15 protein-coding genes are annotated in these 20,921 nt (G+C 35.0%); all 15 read left to right on the top strand.

The features are described from left to right. Positions 1-26 precede the first annotated feature (26 nt). The 15 genes from AC5YGG_RS14360 to AC5YGG_RS14290 all read left to right on the top strand — a co-directional run bounded on the left by AC5YGG_RS14360 (position 27) and on the right by AC5YGG_RS14290 (position 20,844). A complete protein-coding gene (locus AC5YGG_RS14360; RefSeq protein WP_496145160.1) occupies positions 27-3,461 on the top strand; it encodes a T9SS type A sorting domain-containing protein in 3,435 nt (1,144 codons plus the stop codon). A 272-nt stretch (positions 3,462-3,733) separates the two neighbouring features. After that, positions 3,734-6,295, top strand: coding sequence for a type I DNA topoisomerase (gene topA / locus AC5YGG_RS14355; RefSeq protein WP_496145159.1), 2,562 nt, complete (start codon positions 3,734-3,736; stop codon positions 6,293-6,295). 152 nt (positions 6,296-6,447) lie between these two features. Further along, positions 6,448-7,518 carry a formimidoylglutamase gene (locus AC5YGG_RS14350; protein ID WP_496145158.1) on the top strand — a complete coding sequence of 357 codons (1,071 nt, stop codon included), beginning with the start codon at positions 6,448-6,450 and terminating at the stop codon, positions 7,516-7,518. Between the two features lie 3 nt (positions 7,519-7,521). Next, on the top strand, positions 7,522-8,523 hold the full coding sequence (locus AC5YGG_RS14345) for a glycosyltransferase family 2 protein (protein ID WP_496145157.1): 1,002 nt from the start codon (positions 7,522-7,524) through the stop codon (positions 8,521-8,523). A 107-nt stretch (positions 8,524-8,630) separates the two neighbouring features. Beyond that, positions 8,631-9,749 carry a glycosyltransferase family 4 protein gene (locus tag AC5YGG_RS14340; protein WP_496145156.1) on the top strand — a complete coding sequence of 373 codons (1,119 nt, stop codon included), beginning with the start codon at positions 8,631-8,633 and terminating at the stop codon, positions 9,747-9,749. A gap of 35 nt (positions 9,750-9,784) precedes the next feature. After that, positions 9,785-10,654, top strand: coding sequence for a polysaccharide biosynthesis/export family protein (locus AC5YGG_RS14335; protein ID WP_496145155.1), 870 nt, complete (start codon positions 9,785-9,787; stop codon positions 10,652-10,654). A 5-nt stretch (positions 10,655-10,659) separates the two neighbouring features. Beyond that, entirely contained in the window at positions 10,660-13,146 is a 2,487-nt protein-coding gene (locus tag AC5YGG_RS14330) for an exopolysaccharide transport family protein (protein ID WP_496145154.1), read from the top strand. A 213-nt stretch (positions 13,147-13,359) separates the two neighbouring features. Beyond that, complete coding sequence (gene porG / locus AC5YGG_RS14325; RefSeq protein ID WP_496145153.1) at positions 13,360-14,250, top strand: type IX secretion system protein PorG; 891 nt, start codon at positions 13,360-13,362, stop codon at positions 14,248-14,250. A gap of 1 nt (position 14,251) precedes the next feature. Continuing rightward, the gene (gene uppS / locus AC5YGG_RS14320) at positions 14,252-15,001 is read left to right on the top strand and encodes an undecaprenyl pyrophosphate synthase (protein WP_496145152.1); all 750 of its coding nucleotides are present in this window, start codon (positions 14,252-14,254) and stop codon (positions 14,999-15,001) included. Between the two features lie 28 nt (positions 15,002-15,029). Then, the gene (gene bamA / locus AC5YGG_RS14315; RefSeq protein WP_496145151.1) at positions 15,030-17,564 is read left to right on the top strand and encodes an outer membrane protein assembly factor BamA; all 2,535 of its coding nucleotides are present in this window, start codon (positions 15,030-15,032) and stop codon (positions 17,562-17,564) included. 8 nt (positions 17,565-17,572) lie between these two features. Then, the gene (locus AC5YGG_RS14310; protein WP_496145362.1) at positions 17,573-18,127 is read left to right on the top strand and encodes an OmpH/Skp family outer membrane protein; all 555 of its coding nucleotides are present in this window, start codon (positions 17,573-17,575) and stop codon (positions 18,125-18,127) included. Positions 18,128-18,193: 66 nt separating this feature from the next. Next, a complete protein-coding gene (locus AC5YGG_RS14305; protein WP_496145150.1) occupies positions 18,194-18,697 on the top strand; it encodes an OmpH/Skp family outer membrane protein in 504 nt (167 codons plus the stop codon). A 69-nt stretch (positions 18,698-18,766) separates the two neighbouring features. Next, positions 18,767-19,252: an acyl-CoA thioesterase gene (locus AC5YGG_RS14300; RefSeq protein WP_496145149.1), complete on the top strand. Its 486-nt coding sequence runs from the start codon at positions 18,767-18,769 to the stop codon at positions 19,250-19,252. Between the two features lie 45 nt (positions 19,253-19,297). Beyond that, positions 19,298-20,164, top strand: coding sequence for a dTDP-4-dehydrorhamnose reductase (gene rfbD / locus AC5YGG_RS14295; protein WP_496145148.1), 867 nt, complete (start codon positions 19,298-19,300; stop codon positions 20,162-20,164). 2 nt (positions 20,165-20,166) lie between these two features. Further along, positions 20,167-20,844, top strand: coding sequence for a hypothetical protein (locus AC5YGG_RS14290; RefSeq protein WP_496145147.1), 678 nt, complete (start codon positions 20,167-20,169; stop codon positions 20,842-20,844). Positions 20,845-20,921: the final 77 nt, after the last annotated feature.

Raw genomic sequence — 20,921 nt, 5'->3', positions numbered from 1 at the left:
TAAGGACACACTCAAATCCATACAATATGAAAAGGTTGATTGAAAAATTAGCGGCAGTATTCTGCTTAGTATTAATAGGTGTCTGTTCTGCTAAAGGTAATATAATAGCAGTGAAGGGGCTTTCTTCGGTAGAACGAACGGTTGAAAGGTCCATAGTGGAGAGATTAGATTCATTGGCAAAACCAATCCAAAAGCAGATAATAAAAAGGTTGATTCCTGATTGGAAAAAAGCTCCTAACAGTTACATTTTTGATCCAGCAAATAACAGTGAGGGTATATTGGTTCCGGTAAGAAAAGCTTACGCAATGTGGAGTGGAGGAAGTTATATTAATGGTAATGGTATTCCTTCCGGAGTAATAACTGCAGATGTACTTTGGGAAGATGTACACGGATTGATCAAATCAGGAACAAATTATACTTTGGAAATTTTAGGAACGGGGCAGGATGCTAAAATAAAAGTACCTGTCAATAAATCTAAAAAAGGAAATGCTGTTGTAGCATTAAAAGTAAACGGTGAAATCTACTGGAGCTGGCATATTTGGGTTACCGATGACCCTACTAACGGCTCTTCCTATAAAAGCTTTGATGGAATAAAAAGAATAAGAACAGACGGAACTGTAGAACTAGTCCCAGCTAACGAATGGAAATGGATGGACAGAAACCTAGGAGCTCTTTCCGGCTCTATTACTGCTTCAGATTGGAATAAAAGCATAGGACTGCTTTATCAGTGGGGAAGAAAAGACCCAATACCACCACTCGTTACAAGAGGAAATGATTTTTATGAGGTTTCCGGATCTGTAGGAAGAGTAAGACACAGAGGGGCAAAAAATTTCACAAATGCTGTGAGTATTGATGAGCTCAGACAGTTTGTTTTACTTTCCAATGCAGAAGTTTCTAACAATATAAGACTGTCTTTAAGGAATCCATTGAGCCTGATATACGTAAATAAGGATGACAACTCCGGGCAAGCATACTACAATAACAATGTAAATCTGCCTGTCAATTGGTTTGGGAAATCTGCAAATTTACCAGATAACAGGCTGTCAGAGCTTAATCTCTGGTCTGATAATTCTTTAGGCAAAGTTGATCAGGTTTACAATACTGATAATAGCACCAAGCCTTACAGAGATAAATCTTCATTTGACCCGTGCCCCAATGGCTGGAGAATCCCCTCCATGCTCGTCGCAAACCTTGCATCTCCAGATTATATAGATGATATCAGAATAGACTTTTCGCCTTTCGGAGTGAGAACAGATATGGCAAAAAATGTTTTTGAAAATAATAAATATCATATCATAAAACCTACAGACTCAGGAATGCCTGATTTTATGAGCAATTTTAAAGTTTATCCTAATCTGGGATTTGATCTTTCCAATGCGGGGGGCTATAATATGGGGATCTTTCCCGGGACAGGGCAGCTAATCAGAGGGGCTCACCTTGGGCAATATAGTGATCAGCATCATATTGCATTATGGGCAGCGACGATGACAAGGCATTTCGATGCTTCCCCTTCAGTAGGAGTAAGAGGGTTGTCTATGATACCCGATAAAACACAGCCGGACATTCCGGACTCAAATTTTCCGGGAATCAGAGGTAGATATTTTTATTTTCCTCTTGCGGGTATGTATACTTCAGATGCCAACGGTTGCAGATGTATCAAAGATCCCCTGTATCTGGTGAATGATTATGATTTTCCCACAGAATATTTACCCGCAGTTAAGGAATATAAAGTAGGAATAGATAATCCGAATACCTATCAGATCGTTAAAAACTTATCACCTTCATCCGTAGAAATTCCTGTTAGTAAAGCATTTTCAGTACATAGCCAATTACTGAATAATCGTGATATTCTCAATTCTTCAAATTTTAATAGCCTAAAAGCAAACGTTCTTTGGACTACCAATGTTAACCTTATTAATAAGCTTTCTGTGATAAACCCCTCCCCATCATCATTACAGGAGTTGGATAATTCTAAGATTTCAGTAGAAATTACACCTAATCAGAGTGGGAATGCAGTCATTACATTGCATAATGGCAGTATTTCGTCTCCTGTCTATTGGAGCTGGCACATCTGGGTCACGGATACCCCTGTTGGGTCTTATACTTATACAACGGAATCTCCGGTTTCTGAAGCTACTAATTATATCAATTATGTGAATAAGGCAGATGTTATTTTACAGACTGTTTTTATGGATAGAAACCTTGGTGCTACTGATGCATTCCCGGTTGTTATCAATCCACTTACACCTACTCCTACGGAATTAACGAAAATAAGAGCCTCCACAGGATTATACTATCAATGGGGAAGAAAAGACCCGATTCCTGTATTTCAGAATGCCGATAACAGAAGTTCCTACAATATATTTTTAGGGTCGGTGTCAAATAATGGCAGTATTTCCTACAGTACACTTACTTCATCCGTATATAATGCCATGCCGGGAAATTATATCGTTCCTTACAATACGTATGCTGAAGTATCAAATGTTCTTGCAACCGATAAACCAGCAGACAAAATATCAAAAATCTTAAGCTATTCCGTTAAAAATCCACTCGTCTATATGATTCCCAGCACATTTTCCCCATTCAATAATAACACTCCGAATTATACCAATGGGACTGACTGGCTGTCAACAGAGTCTAATCTTGCATCAGACAGATGGGGTAGAGGAGGAAAAAAATCACCATTTGATCCATGTCCTGATGGCTGGAGAATTCCTGATCTTACCAGTGTCGCTTTAGTTTCAGGATTAGATTTCGGGCAGACGCCATGGTATAAAAAAGATAAAAATATTGCGACTTCATACAACATTGCTTCAGATTATTTAGGTATTCGGGTTCGTAATCCTTCTACAACTGCTACAATAGGTTATATGTTTAATAATAATTCGTACTCTGTAGGAAATTATCCCAACTCAGGATCCCGTGGTTTTCGTAGTGTTATTGGAAATCAGACTGCACAGGGAACTTTTAATGTTATAAACTTTCAATATCCTGGAATCTGGACTGGTGCTTTAAATGCCAATTATATAGGAAGACCAATAAATATCCTTTTTGATACCGCATCTACCGCCAATAGATTGACTGCCTTTAATGATAACAATGATCCCTATTTTGGAATGAACTGCCGTTGTGTAAAAATACAATACGACCCTAATGGGAATGAGCAAGGTCCAGCCTCAAAATTTGATGTTTCTCAGGATTCAGGGCTAAGTACTAAAGATGTAGAAGCTAAAGCTGTAGAAAATAAAATCTCTATATTCCCTAACCCCGTTAAAAATATTCTTTACATCAACACTAATGAAAAGAAAGAATATAATTTTGAGATATATAACGAATTAGGACAATTAGTGAAATCTGGAAAATTTGAAAATAAACAGATCAATATTTCTTCGCTAATCTCCGGTATCTATTTAATAAGAATAAATAACTCTGAAGCCGTTATGAAAATTATGAAATATTAAAACCTAAAGAAACACTGAGAAAATACTGAATGTATAAGCGTATTCCATATTTTTATAATAAACCATATTTCTTGCATCTATAACAATGGATGAAAAATTCTATATCACTAAATATAATTCATTTGATAATCAGCTAAAAGATACAAAACAAAGCACTTGGTCTTTTAAAAGAGGCTTGAGGAATGTCTGGGAACGGGGTGAATAATCAAATTAAAATTACAGAACAAAAAGTATATAATAAAAAAGCTTTACTTTTGCAAAAAATTTTTAGAATGTCGAAAAATTTAGTAATCGTTGAGTCCCCGGCAAAAGCAAAAACTATTCAGAAATATTTAGGTAAGGATTTTGAAGTGAAATCCAGTTTCGGACATATCCGAGATTTACCTAAAAAAGGGATGGGGATAGACCTTGCTACCTTTAGCCCAGATTACGAAGTTTCAGCAGACAAAAAGAAATTGGTAACAGAACTGAAGGCTGCTGTAAAGAAAGCCGATATGGTATGGCTTGCTTCCGATGAAGACCGTGAAGGAGAAGCTATTGCATGGCACTTGGCAGATGAATTGAAGCTGAAACCGGAGAACAGAAAAAGAATTGTTTTCCATGAGATTACTAAAAATGCCATTCTAAAAGCTATTGAAAATCCTAGAGATATAGACCAGAATCTTGTAAATGCACAGCAGGCAAGAAGAGTGCTGGACAGAATCGTAGGTTTTGAAATGTCTCCGGTTTTATGGAAAAAAGTGAAACCAGGGCTTTCAGCAGGTAGAGTACAGTCTGTAGCAGTAAGATTAATCGTAGAAAGAGAAAAAGAAATCCGTGACTTTAAACCAAAAGCAAGTTTTAAACTTGACGGAATTTTCTTAAATAAGACTGAGCAGGAGATTGCAGCAAAGCTTAAAAAAGACTTTGAAAAGGAAGAAGAAGCAGAAAAATTCCTTGAACAGGCAAAAACAACGGAATTTAAAGTTCTGAATGTTGAAACAAGACCAGGAACCCGTTCCGCATCTGCACCTTTCACCACTTCTACACTACAGCAGGAAGCTTCTTCAAGATTAGGATATAATGTGACCAATACCATGCGTCTGGCACAAAGACTGTATGAAGAAGGGTATATTACTTACATGAGAACAGACTCAGTAAACCTTTCTCAGGAAGCTATTGAAGGAGCAAAAAAACAAATTATCTCAGAATACGGAGCAGAATATTCTTCTCCGAGAAACTATACTACAAAATCAGCCTCCGCACAGGAAGCTCACGAAGCGATCCGCCCTACAGACTTTGGCGTGAAAAGCATTGGAGACGCACAGCTGAATAAGTTGTATCAATTGATCTACAGAAGAACCCTTGCCTCTCAGATGGCAAATGCTAAAATTGAAAAAACGGTCATTGAAATTGGAAACGCTTCTTTACCCCATCATTTTGAAGCACAGGGAGAAGTAATCATATTTGATGGTTTCTTAAAAGCTTACGGAATCGTAAAAACAGAAGATGATGATGAGGAAAACAACGATAAACTGTTGCCAAAAGTAACTGTAGGAGAAATTCTGAATTATAAAACCATCACCGCAACAGAAAAATTTACAAGACCAAGTGCAAGATATACTGAAGCAGGGTTGGTAAGAAAGCTGGAAGAGCTAGGAATTGGTAGACCGTCTACGTATGCTCCTACCATTCAGACGATTCAGAATAGAGAATATGTGGACAAACGTGAGATAGAACCACAAACCCGTGAAGTGATCAAAATGTCTTTGGTGAAAGATAAGATCAAAAAAGTAGTTCTTGACGAAAAATTCGGGGGTGATAAAAATAAATTCGTTCCTACAGATATAGGAGAAGTTGTAAATGACTTCTTAACAGATAATTTCAAAGAAATTCTTGATTACGGCTTTACAGCAAGAGTAGAAGAAGGATTCGATGAAATTGCAAACGGAGATCAGAAATGGAAAGAAATGATGACGGACTTCTATTCAAAATTCCACCCGAGAATTGAAGACGTAGAAGAAAATGCAGATCGTGCTACAGGAGACAGGCTTTTAGGAGTAGATCCTAAAACCGGTAAAAATGTACATGCAAGAATCGGTAGATTTGGTGCAATGATTCAGATAGGAGAAACAGAGGATGAAGAAAAGCCAATCTTTGCCTCATTAATGGCGGGACAGAATATTGCAACCATTACTTTTGAAGAGGCATTGGAATTATTCAGATTGCCTTTCGACTTAAGCGAGGTTGATGGTAACCCTGTTTCCGTGGGTGTTGGTAGATTTGGACCTTATGTAAAATGGGGAGAAACGTACATCAGCATTCCAAAAGGAGAAGATCCGCTTTCCGTAGATCAGAAGCGTGCTGAAGAAATTATCAGCGAAAAGAAAAAAGCAGATGCGCCTATTGCCACTTATAAAGGGGAACCTGTAACAAAAGGTACCGGAAGATTCGGTCCGTTTATCAAGTATAAAGATATTTTTGTGAACGTTCCGAAGAAATATAACTTTGACAATCTTTCTCAAAGTGATATCAACGAACTGATTGACGCGAAACTTGAAAAAGAAGCCAACCGATATATCCAACAATGGGAGAAAGAAAAAATTTCCATTGAAAACGGAAGATGGGGACCTTTCATCAAATTTGGAAAAGCAATGTTCAAAATTCCAAAGAAAAGTGATGATACCAAATATGACGGAGAAGAACTGAAAGAAATTTCTCTTGATGAAGTTAAAAAATGGATCACGGATCAGGATAAGAACGCTTTTGCAGAAAAGAAAAAACCAGCAGCAAAAAAGACAACTGCCGCTAAGAAAACTACTACAGCAAAGAAACCTGCTGCAAAAAAGAAATAATATTGCATATTGCATAAAATATATCAAGCCGTTTACAATTTGTAAACGGTTTTTTTATGAATAAAAAGCACCACAACATAGCCAGTTGCGGTGTTTTTTTGTATGTTTGTTACATCAAGCAATTAATAAATTATTATAATTTTAATTTAAATATGGATTTTGAGGACTTTATCATTTCACCTAGAAATTTCAAAACAGAAAGCTGGCAGATTGGAAATCAGATCACAAAAAATATAAAAGAAGACAGCATTGTTCTTCTGTTTGTGTCAGATTATAGAGGAGTAGGCGGTGATGCGGAAGTGCAGGACTTTACGGCAGTACGAAAAGAATTTTACAAACTTTCACAGCTGGATTTTGAAATTCCGGTGGTAGATTTAGGTGATCTGGTTTCTGGAAAATCCGTACAGGATACTCATTATATTCTACAGGAAGTATTATCAGCATGTCATTATAAAAGAGCCCTTCCGGTAATTGTCGGTGGATCTAATGACTTCGCTTTTTCATTATTTTCTACCTTGAATTTCCATCAAAAAAGCCTCAATTATACCCAAATCAGCAATGTCATTTCTCTTAAACAAGGAGATGAAATTAATGAACATACTTTTCTTGGGAAAATTTTTGGTTCTAAGAATTTCTCCATTAAAAACTATCACCATTTAGGCTATCAGAAGCATTTGAATGAGATGGATTCCGTAAGGCTGATCAAAGAAGTTGAATTTGATATCATTCGTCTTGCTGAAATGATGAACTCTACAGAAAGAACAGAACCTTTCTTCAGAAAAGCAGACCTGGTAACCGTAAACTGCGATGCCATAGAAAGTTTCAGTGAGCCTTTTTCAATGAATCCTCAGGTAAACGGATTAAACAGAAGAGAAGTATGCGCTTATATGAAAGAAATAGGATTAAGTGAAAACCTTAAATCCGTAGGAATCTTTAATTATAATATTTATTCGGAGAACCAGCTTAATCATCAGCTCTTGGCGCAAATGCTGTGGTATCTGATCGAAGGCATCAATATCCAGAGATCACATCCGAAGGAAAGACAATATGAACTGTTTTATGTTTTAATAGATGACAGGCAATTTGCTTTTAAGCGTGACACGTTCAGTAATTTGTGGTATTTTGGTGATGATGAAAATATAGAAAACTGTATTCCGTGTTCCAGAAAAGATTTTGATGATGCTAAAAAAGGCTGGCTGAATACAAGACTGACGAAATTTTAATGTATGATAGACGTTCCCTCAAAAGTTTCCATCATTGTTCCCGTTTATAATGTCGAAAATTATTTGGGAAAATGCCTTGATTCTTTATTGAATCAAAGCTACCAGAACATCGAAATAATTGTGGTAAACGATGGAAGTAAAGACAGGTCCTGGGGAATTATCGAAGATTACACTCAGAAATTTCCTGAAAAAATAAAACCTTTTACAAAGGAAAATGGTGGATTAAGCGATGCCCGGAATTATGGTTTAGACAGAGCAACAGGAGATTATATAGGTTTTGTAGATAGTGATGATTATGTCACGGAAGCCATGTTTGAAGAAATGCTATTGCTGGCAAAAAAGCATGATGCCAAAATGGTAATCTGTAATATCCAGAAAGTGGATCAAAATGGAAGTGTAACACAAAAGCTGACCCAGATTCCCAATATGCCGGAAAAGATAGAACTTAAGAATAATTTCTCTGTTTTTTCGGATCTTAGCTATTTTGCATGCAATAAACTGTTTAAAAGAGAACTTTTCAATCAGAAAAGATTTAAAAAAGGAGTTCATTTTGAGGACATTCAGTTGATACCACAGCTTTTATTAGCATGTGATACTATTGTACAGACTCAGAACTTTCATTATCAGTACTTAGAACGTACGGATTCCATTACAAAGGCTCATACGGAAAAAGGTCTTGATATTCTGAAGGCAGTACAGGATGTTGAATCTGCATTTAAAGAATCAATATATTCTCATAAAATGAAGGAATTAAAAAACTTTCAGATTTTTGAAGGAGTGTATTCCTTTTTGGCTTATCTCGCATTTGTGAAAAATGAAGAAACATTTTATAACATGGCTGATAAGCTATCTGTTTTTATAAGAGAAAGAGGGATAAAAATTCAAGATATATTGAACTATAGTCGTTTTGGTAAGAATTATCTTTTATCTTTGCCAGTGAAGAAAAAGATTTTTTATCTGTTGTTTTTTGCAGGACAGAAAAAGTTGATAAGAAAATTAATATAAACACAAATGAGAGTACTATTGTTTCGAACATTAGAAGAGATGATGTGTTGCATACTAAGCATCATCCGCATGAATGGGAGTAACATGAGTACGGGATAAGAAAAAGAATGAAAAATTTTGAATTGTTCTTAAGCGGATCGGGGATACCTATTTTCTATGTAAAAATAGGGTTAGGCTTCGTATTCTCCTTTTTAATTACATTTTTTTCCATACCTACCATTGTAAAGATTTCCAGAAGGAAGAATCTTATGGATGAACCCGGTATAAGAAGCTCACACCTTAGAAAAATTCCTAATCTTGGAGGGATTGCCATTTTTTATTCCATTGGAATCTGTGCATCCATCTTTGCCTATGAGCTCTTTGATCTCTATAAATTTTTATTTGCCTCACTGATCATTCTTCTCTATGTAGGAGTAATGGATGATATTGTGGTAATGAGAGCGTATAAAAAACTGGTGGCTCAGATTGTTGTGTCCTCATTAGTTGTTATAGGCTCGGATATCAGGATCAGAAGCCTTTTTGGAATATTCGGAGTTTATGAGTTAAGTTATTTTGTAAGTGTATTATTTAGTATTGTTACCTTTATTATCCTCATCAATGCCTTTAATCTGATTGACGGAATTGATGGTCTAGCAGGGGGATATTCAGTGATCTGTAGTGCATTATTCGGAATCAGTTATTACAGATTGGGAGAATATAATTATCCGTTGGTCGTACTATCTGTTATTATTATAGGAACGGTTCTGGCATTTTTATACTATAATCTTTCACATTATAGAACCAATAAGGTTTTTATGGGAGACACAGGATCTATGCTGTTAGGCTTCTTACTTGCCTTTACTTCTATCTGTTTCATTGATATTTTTATAGATAAGAAACTTATAGATGTGCCAAGATATCATCTACAGTCTGCTCCAGTAGTTGCAGTAGCCATTCTTATTCTGCCTATTGTGGATACCTTAAATGTGATCTTTGTAAGACTTTATAATAAAAAGTCTCCATTTGATGCCGATAAAAATCACATACATCATAAACTGCTGAAACTTGATCTTACTCACAGAAGATCTACATTTTATATTATCATTTATTATTTAATGATCGTAGGAATTGCTTATTATCTAAGGCACACCAATGTTAATATATTACTCTTAATCATTGTTTCATTAGGTTTTTTAGGTGCTTATTTGCCGGATTTGATATATCGATTAAGAAATAACAAAAATTAACAATTAAATATTACTTTTGTAAACAATATTCAAATATGATGAAGAACTTTAAGTATTTATTTTTAATATTACCCTTTTTGGTTATCTCGTGCATCACGACAAAGGATGTAAGATATTTACAACCAAGTGAGAGTCTTGTGATCAACGAAGAAGGTCTTGTTCCCTACAATATCCCTATCTACAGGATCACAAAAAATGATATCCTTAACCTTAATATTGTCACCACTCCCAAAGGAGATGCTGCACAATTTTATTCCAGCTACAATACCTCAGGCGGGGTAGGTGGGTCTTCTTCCACGAATGCCGCAACAGCAGGAGGAAGAGCAGGGAGTAATGGTGGATCAAGCTTTGGAGGTAATATCAATTTTTATTTTAATGGATTAAAAGTTGATGGAAACGGAGACATCAATGTTTTTGGAGTAGGCTATATAAAAGCAGAAGGAAGAACATTGGATGATATTACAAAAGAAATACAGACTAAAGTAAACGAAAACTTCCAGGAAGGTAAGTCGGAAGTAAGATTAAATACTGACGGTATCACCTACTATATCCTTGGAGATGTTGAAAGTACCGGTCTTTCCGGAGAAAAAGTGGTTCATAAAAATACCCTTACTATTACAGAAGCTTTAGCAATCAATGGAGGTTTGAACAGAACTATTGACAAAAAAGAGATTGTAATCCACAGAAAACTTCCTGAAGGAATTAAGATTGCTAAAATAGATCTTACCCGCGAAGATTTGATGAATTCTCCTTTTTATTACGTTCAAAACGGAGACGAAATATATCTTAATACAAGAAGAAAAAGCTTGAACGGATTCGGAAAAGACCCTATCCAGACCTTGCTTACTGGGGTGACAGCCATTACTACGGCATTAACTTTATACACAATCCTACAAAGACTTTAATCCTTATGATCCCTGGAAAAGACACACAAGTAGGAAAAGCAGAACCCCCGAAGGAAAAGTATGGGACTTTTGCAATGTTTGATGTTGAACATTTTTTAAGAAGAATATTCAAAAACTGGTATTGGTTTGTTTTTATGTTTCTTATTGGTTATGCCGTATCTTGGGTATACAGTAAGTATTATGCACAAAACGTATACGCTTCAGATCTTTCTTTGAGTATATCCAATAATACATCCAGTTATTTTACGCCTAATCAATCCATCAACTTCATTTGGGGGCAAGGTGGAAATCAGGATGGAGTTTACCTGAAGAAAATGCTTTTTTCAAGATCTCATAATGAGTTTTTGGTTAAGAATTTGGACCTTTTTGTCAATTATTCTACTAAAGGATTGATTAAATCAACTTACCTGGATAAGACAGATTCACCTGTTTTTTTGGAAATAGATAAAAAGCATCTTCAGCAGATCAATTATCCAATTACTTTATTACCAAAAGGAAACGGAACTTATGAAATAAGCCTGCCGGAAGAAGGACAGTCTACAAGTTTGTATAGTTATGAATCTGAAGGATTTCAGACCGTAAATGCCTATGCCAGACCTGCTAATAAAATAATTAAGGTAAATGAATGGTACAATTCTCCTAACCTTAGATTCAAATTGGTGCAGAACCCTGTTGCTCCAAAGATCAAACTGGATAAGATTATCGTAAACCTCGCGGCAATTAATCAAAGTGTTAATGATATCGTTTCTACTATTAATGTAGACTTCGATAAAGAAATCAGTACCATTATGATTATTACCAAAAAAGGATATAATCTGAACAGTACCGTAAACTTCCTGAATACATCAGTACAGGAACTTCAGAAGAAAAGACTTGCCGACAGAAATACTGTGGATAAAAATACAGAGTTGTACCTTAAAGGAAACTTAGAAAATATCCGAAAGAAACTAGACTCAAGTGCCAATGTTCTGAACTATCTGAAAACATCAGAAAAACTGTATGATATTAAAGATAGAGACGAAAAATCTTTAGAAAAAATTAAGGACCTAGAGGCTAAAAAAGCTGATATTGTAAGTAAAATAAGCTCTTTAAATAATATCAAAAACACACTTCAGTCTCAGAATTTGGATAAAATGATTGCAACCAATGCTGCTGGGTTTGAAGATGGAATGTTCTCCGCTACCGTTAGTGAACTTAAAGCATTGTATACAAAAAGAGCTGAAATGGCATTAATCTATAAACCAACTTCAGAACCTATGAAGGAAATCAATAGATTAATTAATGAAGCAAAAACAGGATCATATGGTAGTTTAAATAATTATTATACAAGATATTATAATGAAATCAATAAACTAGACAAGCAAGTTGCTGAAGCCAATTCAGACCTTTCTTCATATCCTGAAAAAGAAAGAAGATATCTTGATGCGGAAAGAGGGTATAATATGATTGAGGCTACATACAACAGTCTGTTAGGAAGACAGAACGAAACACAGATGAAAGTAGCGACAAACCAATCTGATATTACAGTAATTGACCCCGCTAAAAATTTAGGACAAGGACCGATCAGTCCGAATATTAAACTGGCAAAAACAGGAATTATATTGTTCATGCTGTTACTTCCGGTGATTTTTATCCTGATAGGTGCATTGCTTGATAATAAGATCCGAAATATTAAAGAATTGCTGAGCGCAACAAAAATTCCGCTTCTTGGAGTAATTGGTAACAATACCAATGAAAATATGCTTACCGTTTTGGAACAACCAAAAGCATCAGTTTCCGAAGCATTCAGAGGAATAAGAGCGAGTGTAAGATTCTTAATGGATAATAATGACGGAAAAGGTAAGATTATATTAGTAACATCTTCCATTGGAGGGGAAGGAAAAACTTATATCTCCATCAACCTGGCTTCTGTATTAGGATTAAGTGATAAAAAAACAATCCTTTTGGGGATGGACCTTAGAAAGCCAAAGATTTTTGGAGACTTTAAAATTGATAATAAATATGGTATATCAAACTATCTTACAGGAGAAGTGAATATTGACCAGATTATCAATAAAACAAAGATCCCGAACCTTGACGTTGCTACTTCAGGACCTATTCCTCCCAATCCGTCTGAGCTTTTGATGAGCAAGAGAAATATTAAATTCTTAGAAGAACTGAAAGAAATATATGATTTTATTATTATAGATTCTCCACCGGTAGGTCTTGTTGCAGACTCTTATGAATTAATGAAATATTCAGATGCTAATATCTATGTGGTTCGTCATGAATACACGGAAAAGTATATGCTGAAAATGATTACAGAGAAATATCATAATAATGAAATCGATCATTTAGGACTTATATATAATGATTATAATACGAAGCAGGGATATGGCTACGGGTATGGCTACGGATATGGATATGGCTATTTTGATGAAGATAAAAATTATAAAGAACCTCTGTTAATCAGAGTAAGAAACAGAATGCAACGAATGTTTAATAAAAAATAGAGCCTTAAACCCTCATTCAATGGGGGTTTTTTCATACTTTATTTATTTTCATTCTATGGAAAAAAGAATATTTTTGCCACTTTGCCGTTTACTTTATAACAAATTATGTTTTTTTGTTTATTTTTAACTAAACATTAAGATTATCATTAATATAAAAATGTTTTATATTTGCAAAAATTAAATTTTAAAATAACCATAAATCCATATTCTTTTATGAATAAAAAATTATTGTTTAGCTTCCTTGCCTTCCTTGGAGTGGTAAGTGTTAAAGCACAAAGAAACGAATTGGGGGTTCGTCTAGGTATGAGTAACCTAGTGGGTGATGTAGGAAGAACAAATTATATTTTACAAAAGCCGTTGGATTTAAATAGAATGTCGGATTGGGGGATCCCGTTTTATGGTGGTATTTTATATAGATTTAATTTTAACCCCCATCAGACTGTTAGATTGGATTTAGGATATAACCAAATTCAGTTTAGCGATAAAGCTGCAAAAGAAGAATATAGAAGAAATAGAAACTCATACGGTAAAAATAACGTGTATGAGGCAAGTTTAATGTTTGAATATAACTTTTTCCCTGTAAATAATGAGCAGGTAAGTATGGTAAGCCCATATATTTTTGGAGGGGTAGGTGCATTGATGTTTGATGCGCCCAAAGCTACACTTACAAATGATTTCAGAAGAGATGTAGACGGTGTGGCATTAGCGCCAATCAATGAAATGGACTTCAAAACCACGACTGAATATACATTAGGAAAAAAAGTTACCATGCATATTCCTTTTGGTGTAGGTTTAAAGTATAAATTTAACCATACTTGGGCTATATTTGCAGAAGCAACCTTTAGATATACATTGACAGATCAGCTTGATCATAGTCAAATCCTTTCCAGTGATGTAAAAACATCCTTTAATGCAGATATTTTAGACCCTGCTACAGGAGGTTCTTTATTACAGTCAGGAAACTATTATGCCGTTGCTAAAGAAAGAGAAGAAGAGTTTATTAAAAAGAGAAATATTGGAGATGAAAAATCCAAAGATTGGATGAATACGTTCAGTCTTGGGCTGACATTCTCATTTGGAAGACCTCCATGTTATTGTGATTAATATGTCGTTGATTAAAGATAAAATAAATTCTGAGAATTTACCGAAACACGTAGCCATCATTATGGATGGTAATGGGAGATGGGCAAAATCTCGTGGCGAAGAAAGAACCTTCGGTCACAAAAATGCCATTAATGCTGTAAGAAATGCAATTAATGCTTGTAACGAGATTGATATCCCGTACCTTACACTATATACATTCTCTTCAGAAAACTGGAGCCGTCCGACTGAAGAAGTAAACACTCTCATGAATCTGCTTGTGGAAACCTTGCTGCTGGAAGCAGAAGAGATCTTTAGCAAAGGACTGAGAATGCATGTAATAGGAAACCTTGATAAACTGCCTACTTTAGTAAAAGAGCAGTTGCAGCGTGTGGTAGACCTTACAAAAGAAAACACAAAAGGAAACCTGGTATTGGCTATAAGCTATGGCTCACAAAACGAAATACTGGAAGCCGTTAAAAATATTAGTTCTGACGTAAAGGAAGGAAAGGTAGAAATAGAGAATATTGATGAAAAACTATTCGAAAATTATCTTTATACCAAAGATTTTCCTCCCGTAGATTTACTGATAAGAACCAGCGGTGAAATCAGAATAAGCAACTTCCTGCTTTGGCAGATCGCTTACGCTGAATTACAGTTTTTAAATGTTCTATGGCCCGATTTCACTAAAGATATTTTCTTCCAGTGTATTGTAGATTATCAAAACAAGGAAAGAAGATACGGGTTAACCGGAGAGCAGGTACAAGGCCAATAAATTTAAAAGAAAAGAAAGACTCGATAAAATGAAGTTTAGACTATTACCCATCATTATGTTTGCTGCTTCTGCACATTTTTATGGACAAGTAACTCCACAGGATAGCACAAAAGTAAATAATGCTGTACACGCAGAAAATGAGGTGGGCACTTATACACTTAAAGACATCGTTGTAGATGGGGTAAAAAAATATACACCAGCTCAGATCTTAAGATTTACAGGCTTAGCTAAAGGAGAAGTTGTAGACATTCCAGGACAGAAAATTAGTAATGCTGTTAAAAAGCTTTGGGATACCCAATCTTTTTCTGAAGTGGAAGTGTACGTGGAGAGTATTGAAGGACAAACAGTTGTTCTTAAATTCTATCTTCAGGACCTTAAAGAACTTGGAGAAGTTAAATTCAAGGGAAAAGGGATTGGTAAATCCAAAGGTGAAAAATTAGCCAAAGACAATAATCTGAAGCCAGGTACTAAGATTACTCAAAACTTAGTTTCAAGCCTTAAAACTAATATTCCGAAAGATTATATTAAGAAAGGTTTTGCTGATGCTAAAATTACTATCGAGGATAAAGTAAATGCCGGAGATCCTGCTTTGGTAGATTGGACAATCAATGTTGATAAAGGCAAAAAAATTAAAATCGATCATATCGAATTTGAAGGAAACGAAAGTGTTACCGATAGAAAGCTAAGAAATAAAGCATTCAAAGAAACAAAACAAAAACGTTTCGGTATCGGTGGTATCTTGAAATCTTCCAAGTTCATTGAAGATAAATACCAGGAAGATAAGCAGAATTTGATCAATTATTATAACTCATTAGGGTATAGAGACGCAAAAATTGTTTCAGACTCAGTATGGAGAAATAATAAGAAAAATTATGAGATCAATGTAAAGCTTAACGAAGGTAAAAAATACTATATCGGTGATATTACATTTACCGGTAACACCGTATATTCTACAGACTATCTACAAAGATTGCTTGGGTATAAGAAAGGTGATATCTACGATGCAGTAGGATTCAACAAAAAAGTTGGAGAAGACGGTGGTAAGGAAGATGATTCCGATATCAAGTCTGTATATATGAATAACGGTTACCTTTTCTCAAATGTAACACCAGTTGAAAAATCAGTGTCAGGAGATGCTGTAAACCTTGAGATCAGAATCAATGAAGGAGAGCAGGCAACTTGGAACAAAGTAACATGGCAAGGGAATACAACAACCCATGACCATGTGATCCTTAGAGCGTTGAGAACAAAACCGGGAGAATTATTCAAAAAAACCGAAATCAAGAGAACTTATTTTGATCTTGCAGGGATGACATTCTTTGATCCACAGCAGATCGGACAGGATATTCAGCCTAATCAGGCAGATAACACTGTAGATATCAATTGGAAATTAGTAGAAAAAGGATCTTCTCAGGTTCAGCTTCAGGCAGGTTATGGTGGAAATAGCTTCATCGGAACATTAGGTTTGACGTTTAATAACTTCTCACTAAGAAACTTCCTTAAATTCAAAGACTTTAAACCGGTACCGCAAGGAGACGGACAAACCTTCTCTATTCAGGTACAGGCAGGACAATACTTCCAAAACTACGGAGTATCATTTACTGAACCTTGGTTATTTGGTACAAAACAAACTTCACTTTCTGTAAGTTTAAATAACTCAAGAGTTAAGTATAGCGATATGTACGGAGGATCTCAGAAATTGAATATCTTCTCCGCTTCAGCAGGTTTAAACAGACTTCTTAACTGGCCGGATGATTATTTTTCATTATATACAGGATTACAGTTCCAGAAGTATGACTTTAATAACTATCCATTCCAGTTTGGGGATGCTACAGAATACTTTGGAAGTGCCAATAACTTTAGTATCAACCTAGGTTTGAGCAGAAACTCCGCAGGAATTGATCCAATATTCCCTACAATGGGTTCAAATATTGAACTTTCTGCTAAGTTGACACCTCCATATTCATTGTTCAGTAACAAAGACTACTCTTCAATGAAGCCTGTTGACAAATACAAGTGGATGGAATTCTATAAAATCAAGTTTAAAGCTGATGTATATAATGAAATCATCGGAAAACTTGTATTAAGATCTTCTGCTGAAATGGGATTCATGGACGGATACAGCAAAAGTCTTGGTGCACCGCCATTTGAAAGGTTCTATGTAGGAGGTACTGGATTATTCGGAGGTAGATATGACGGTAGAGAATTAATTCCGTTAAGAGGTTATGATAATGCAAGTACATACGGTGGTGAAGCTTCTGATATTACTCAAAAAGGTGGAGGAACAATCTATAATAGATTTACTTTAGAATTAAGATACCCGATTTCCTTGAACCAGACAGCTAAAATTTATGCATTAACATTTGCAGAAGGTGGTAACGTTTGGAACTCTTGGAGTAATTATAACCCATTCCAGTTGAAAAGATCAGTGGGGGTAGGTGTTAGAGTTTATATGGGAGCATTCGGATTGATCGGATTTGACTTCGCATACGGATTTGATAAGACAATGTCCGGAACACCATCAGGATGGCAAAACCACTTCTTGATGAACCAATCATTATAATTATAGCTATGAAGAACTTTAAAATAACCATCACTTTCGTATTGCTTTTAATTTTTGGGCTTGGAAATGCTCAGAAAATAGGAGTAGTAGATACTAATGAAATTTTAAATAAATTACCTCAGTATAAAGAAGCCGAAGCAAGATTAAATTCTCAGATCGATACCTGGCAGTCAGAACTTCAGAATCTGCAGTCAGAATACGAAAGAAAAAAAGCGGCTTTTGAAAGTGAAAAAGTGTTATTAATAGGCGATCAGCTGAAACTTAGAGAAAAGGAAGTCGTAGATCTTGATAAAAATATCAAAACAACTACCAGTTTGCGTTTTGGAGCCAATGGTGAGATTACAAAACTGAGAACAAATCTTGTTCTTCCGTTCCAGGATCAGATCTGGGGAGCCATCAAAACAATGTCCGAAAAAAATGGATTGGGCATAGTTCTTGATAAAAGCAATAACATTAGTGTTATTTTTCTTCAGGGAAAATATGATTACACTGAAAAAGTACTGGCAATTCTGTTAAAAGGAACAGATAAAAAAGAAAAAGCCGGTAGTAAAAACAAAAAGTAATAAGTTAAATTAACTTTTACTTAAATTTAAAATCTAAAAACAAATTAAATTATTTATTTACCAATTATGAAAAAATTAAGTGTATTATTTGCAGCAGGGATGATGGTTGTGTCTGTAGGTATGGCAAAAGCTCAAAAAATTGCTACTTTAGATGTATTGGGAGTTCTTAACGCAATGCCTGAAAAGAAAAAAGCAGATGCTGACCTTAAAACATTCTTAGATGCAAAGCAAGCTGAAATCAAGAAAAAAGCAGATGCAGCTCAAACTAAATATCAGCAATATCAGACAGAAGCTCCTAAGAAAACAGCTGACGAAAACAAAGCTAGAGAAGAGGAGATGAAAAAATTAGCTGACGATATTCAGCAGATGCAGGATAAAGCTCAAAAAGACTTACAAGCTAAGCAAGAATTAGCTTTCGGTCCTATTGAAAAGAAATTAAATGACGCAGTAGAAAAAGTATCTAAAGCTAACGGTTACGAATATGTAATGGATGCTAACTCACCAGCATTCCTTTATAAAGCGGGAGCTGATGCTACACCAGCTGTTAAGAAAGAATTAGGAATTCAATAATTTCAGCAAATTAACAAAATTTATAAAATCAACCGTCTCTATTAGAGGCGGTTTTTTTATTTTTGCGGAATGGAAAAAGAAGTATCAACCGTTGTAAAGGTTAGGTTTAGTGATTGTGATCCTATAGGACATCTGAACAATGTTAAATATCTGGATTATATGTTCAATGCCAGAGAAGATCATGTAGAAACATTTTACGGATTTACCTATGAAGAATATACTAAACAGACAGGCTGTACATGGATTGCAATTCAAAATGAAATTGCTTACCTGAAAGAAGTGAGATACAATACTCAGGTTGTAATCAGCAGTAAAACCATCGAAATACAGGACAGAACTGCCAAGGTTGAAATTCTAATGAAAAGTCTGGATGAAAAAACAATCCATGCCGTACTTTGGGTAACAGTGATTTACTTTAATGTTAAAACAAGAAAATCAGAAGTTCATCCAGAAGATATAAAAGAGATCTTTCACAAATTCTATGTAGATTTAGAGCAGAAAGACTTTCAGTCAAGAGTTAAATTCTTAAGATCTCAAAATGCGAAAAATTCTTAAAGAGTATATCTGATAGAATTTTAGGCAATATTTAATTAATATTATATGAAAAAAATAGCTGTAATCGGTAGTAATGGTCAGTTAGGAAACTGTATCAGGAAAATAGCACCCGATTTTGAAAATCAATACGAATTTTTATTTACAGATTCTACAATCTTAGATATTACAAACGAAGAACAGGTTAATGATTTTTTCTACGACAATAAGCCGGATTACTGTATCAATGCTTCTGCATACACCGCTGTAGATTTGGCTGAAAAAGAAAAAGATAAAGCTTTTGCAGTGAATGCAGATGGTGTTGCTTATCTTGCTCAGGCATGCGCAGAATATAAATCGGTTCTCATCCATGTGTCTACAGACTATGTTTTTGATGGTAATACAAATCTGTCATATTCAGAAGATGATTTTACCAATCCGATTGGAGTATATGGCGAATCAAAGAGAAAGGGTGAAGAGCTGGCGTTGGAAATTAATCCTAAAACCATTATTTTAAGAACTTCTTGGTTGTACTCGGAGTTTAATAAGAACTTTGTTAAAACAATGCTAAACCTATTTTCGCAGAAAAAAGAATTAGGTATTGTTGCAGATCAGTTTGGTCAGCCTACGAATGCTAATGATCTTGCAGAGGCAATCATGGATATTATTGAGGCGCCAACAAAAGTTTATGGGATATTCCATTTCTCAAATTATCCAGAAACTACTTGGTTTGAGTTTGCAAAAAAAATTGCTGCATTTGCAAAGTCATCAGTGAAATTGAATCCACTAACGACTGAGCAATATCCAACGCCAGCAAAAAGACCAGTGAGAAGTACAATGTCTCTGGATAAAATAGAAGAAACTTATAAAATAGAACCAAAACATTGGGAGAATAGCCTGGAAGAATGCATTGAAATCCTTTCCCAACCATCATAAATATGAAAAATATAGCAATCATCTTTTCCGTATTGTGTATACAGCTTTGGAATGCACAGAATGTTTATCTCTCAAAAGTTGAGAAAACCAATGATAATACAGACAAATTTCTATATAAAAAAGAAGATAGTAGTGCAGATGGTATCTATTTGGGAGAAATAGAAGTTCAGGGATACTCAAAAGATGATGAGTTGGTCTTTTCATTAATATATAAGAAGGCAAAAGAAATAGGAGCCAATACCTTTACAATAAAACCTTTTGAAAATGTTGATAGCTCATCTCAGGATTTCAACGCTGCCAATTATAAGATAGCTCTATATTATACTCCAAAAGAAAAAATTACTATTCAGGACGGATCAATGTATATATTTGCTTCTTCAGAAAAGAAACAGAAAATAAGCATCAACCAAAAAGACTATACATTATCACCCCGATCATTTTTGAAAATGAAAATTGTTCCTGGAGATGTATATACAATTTCTACTAAAAAACTTTTAGGTTCAACGGTGAAAGTTCAGCCGAAAACCAATGACGAGAATCTATACTTTCAGATTTCTTCTGCAAAAATTAAAGCAGATACCTCGGGTGTAGGAGGATTAAACCTTAAATCTGGTGATGTTGTAGGTTTGGAAAAGTCTTATGCGGAATTTCTAAGATCAATATATAAAGAACAGGACTGATAAATTTTAATTTATAGGTTTATATTATTGGGGAACTTAATTGTTCTCCTTTTTTTATTTTTTCTGTTTATAGTCCA

It is taken from the genome of Chryseobacterium sp. CS2K3, assembly GCF_059515185.1.
Note: the sequence above shows the minus strand (reverse complement) of the source record. Positions and strands in the feature narration are given on the sequence as shown.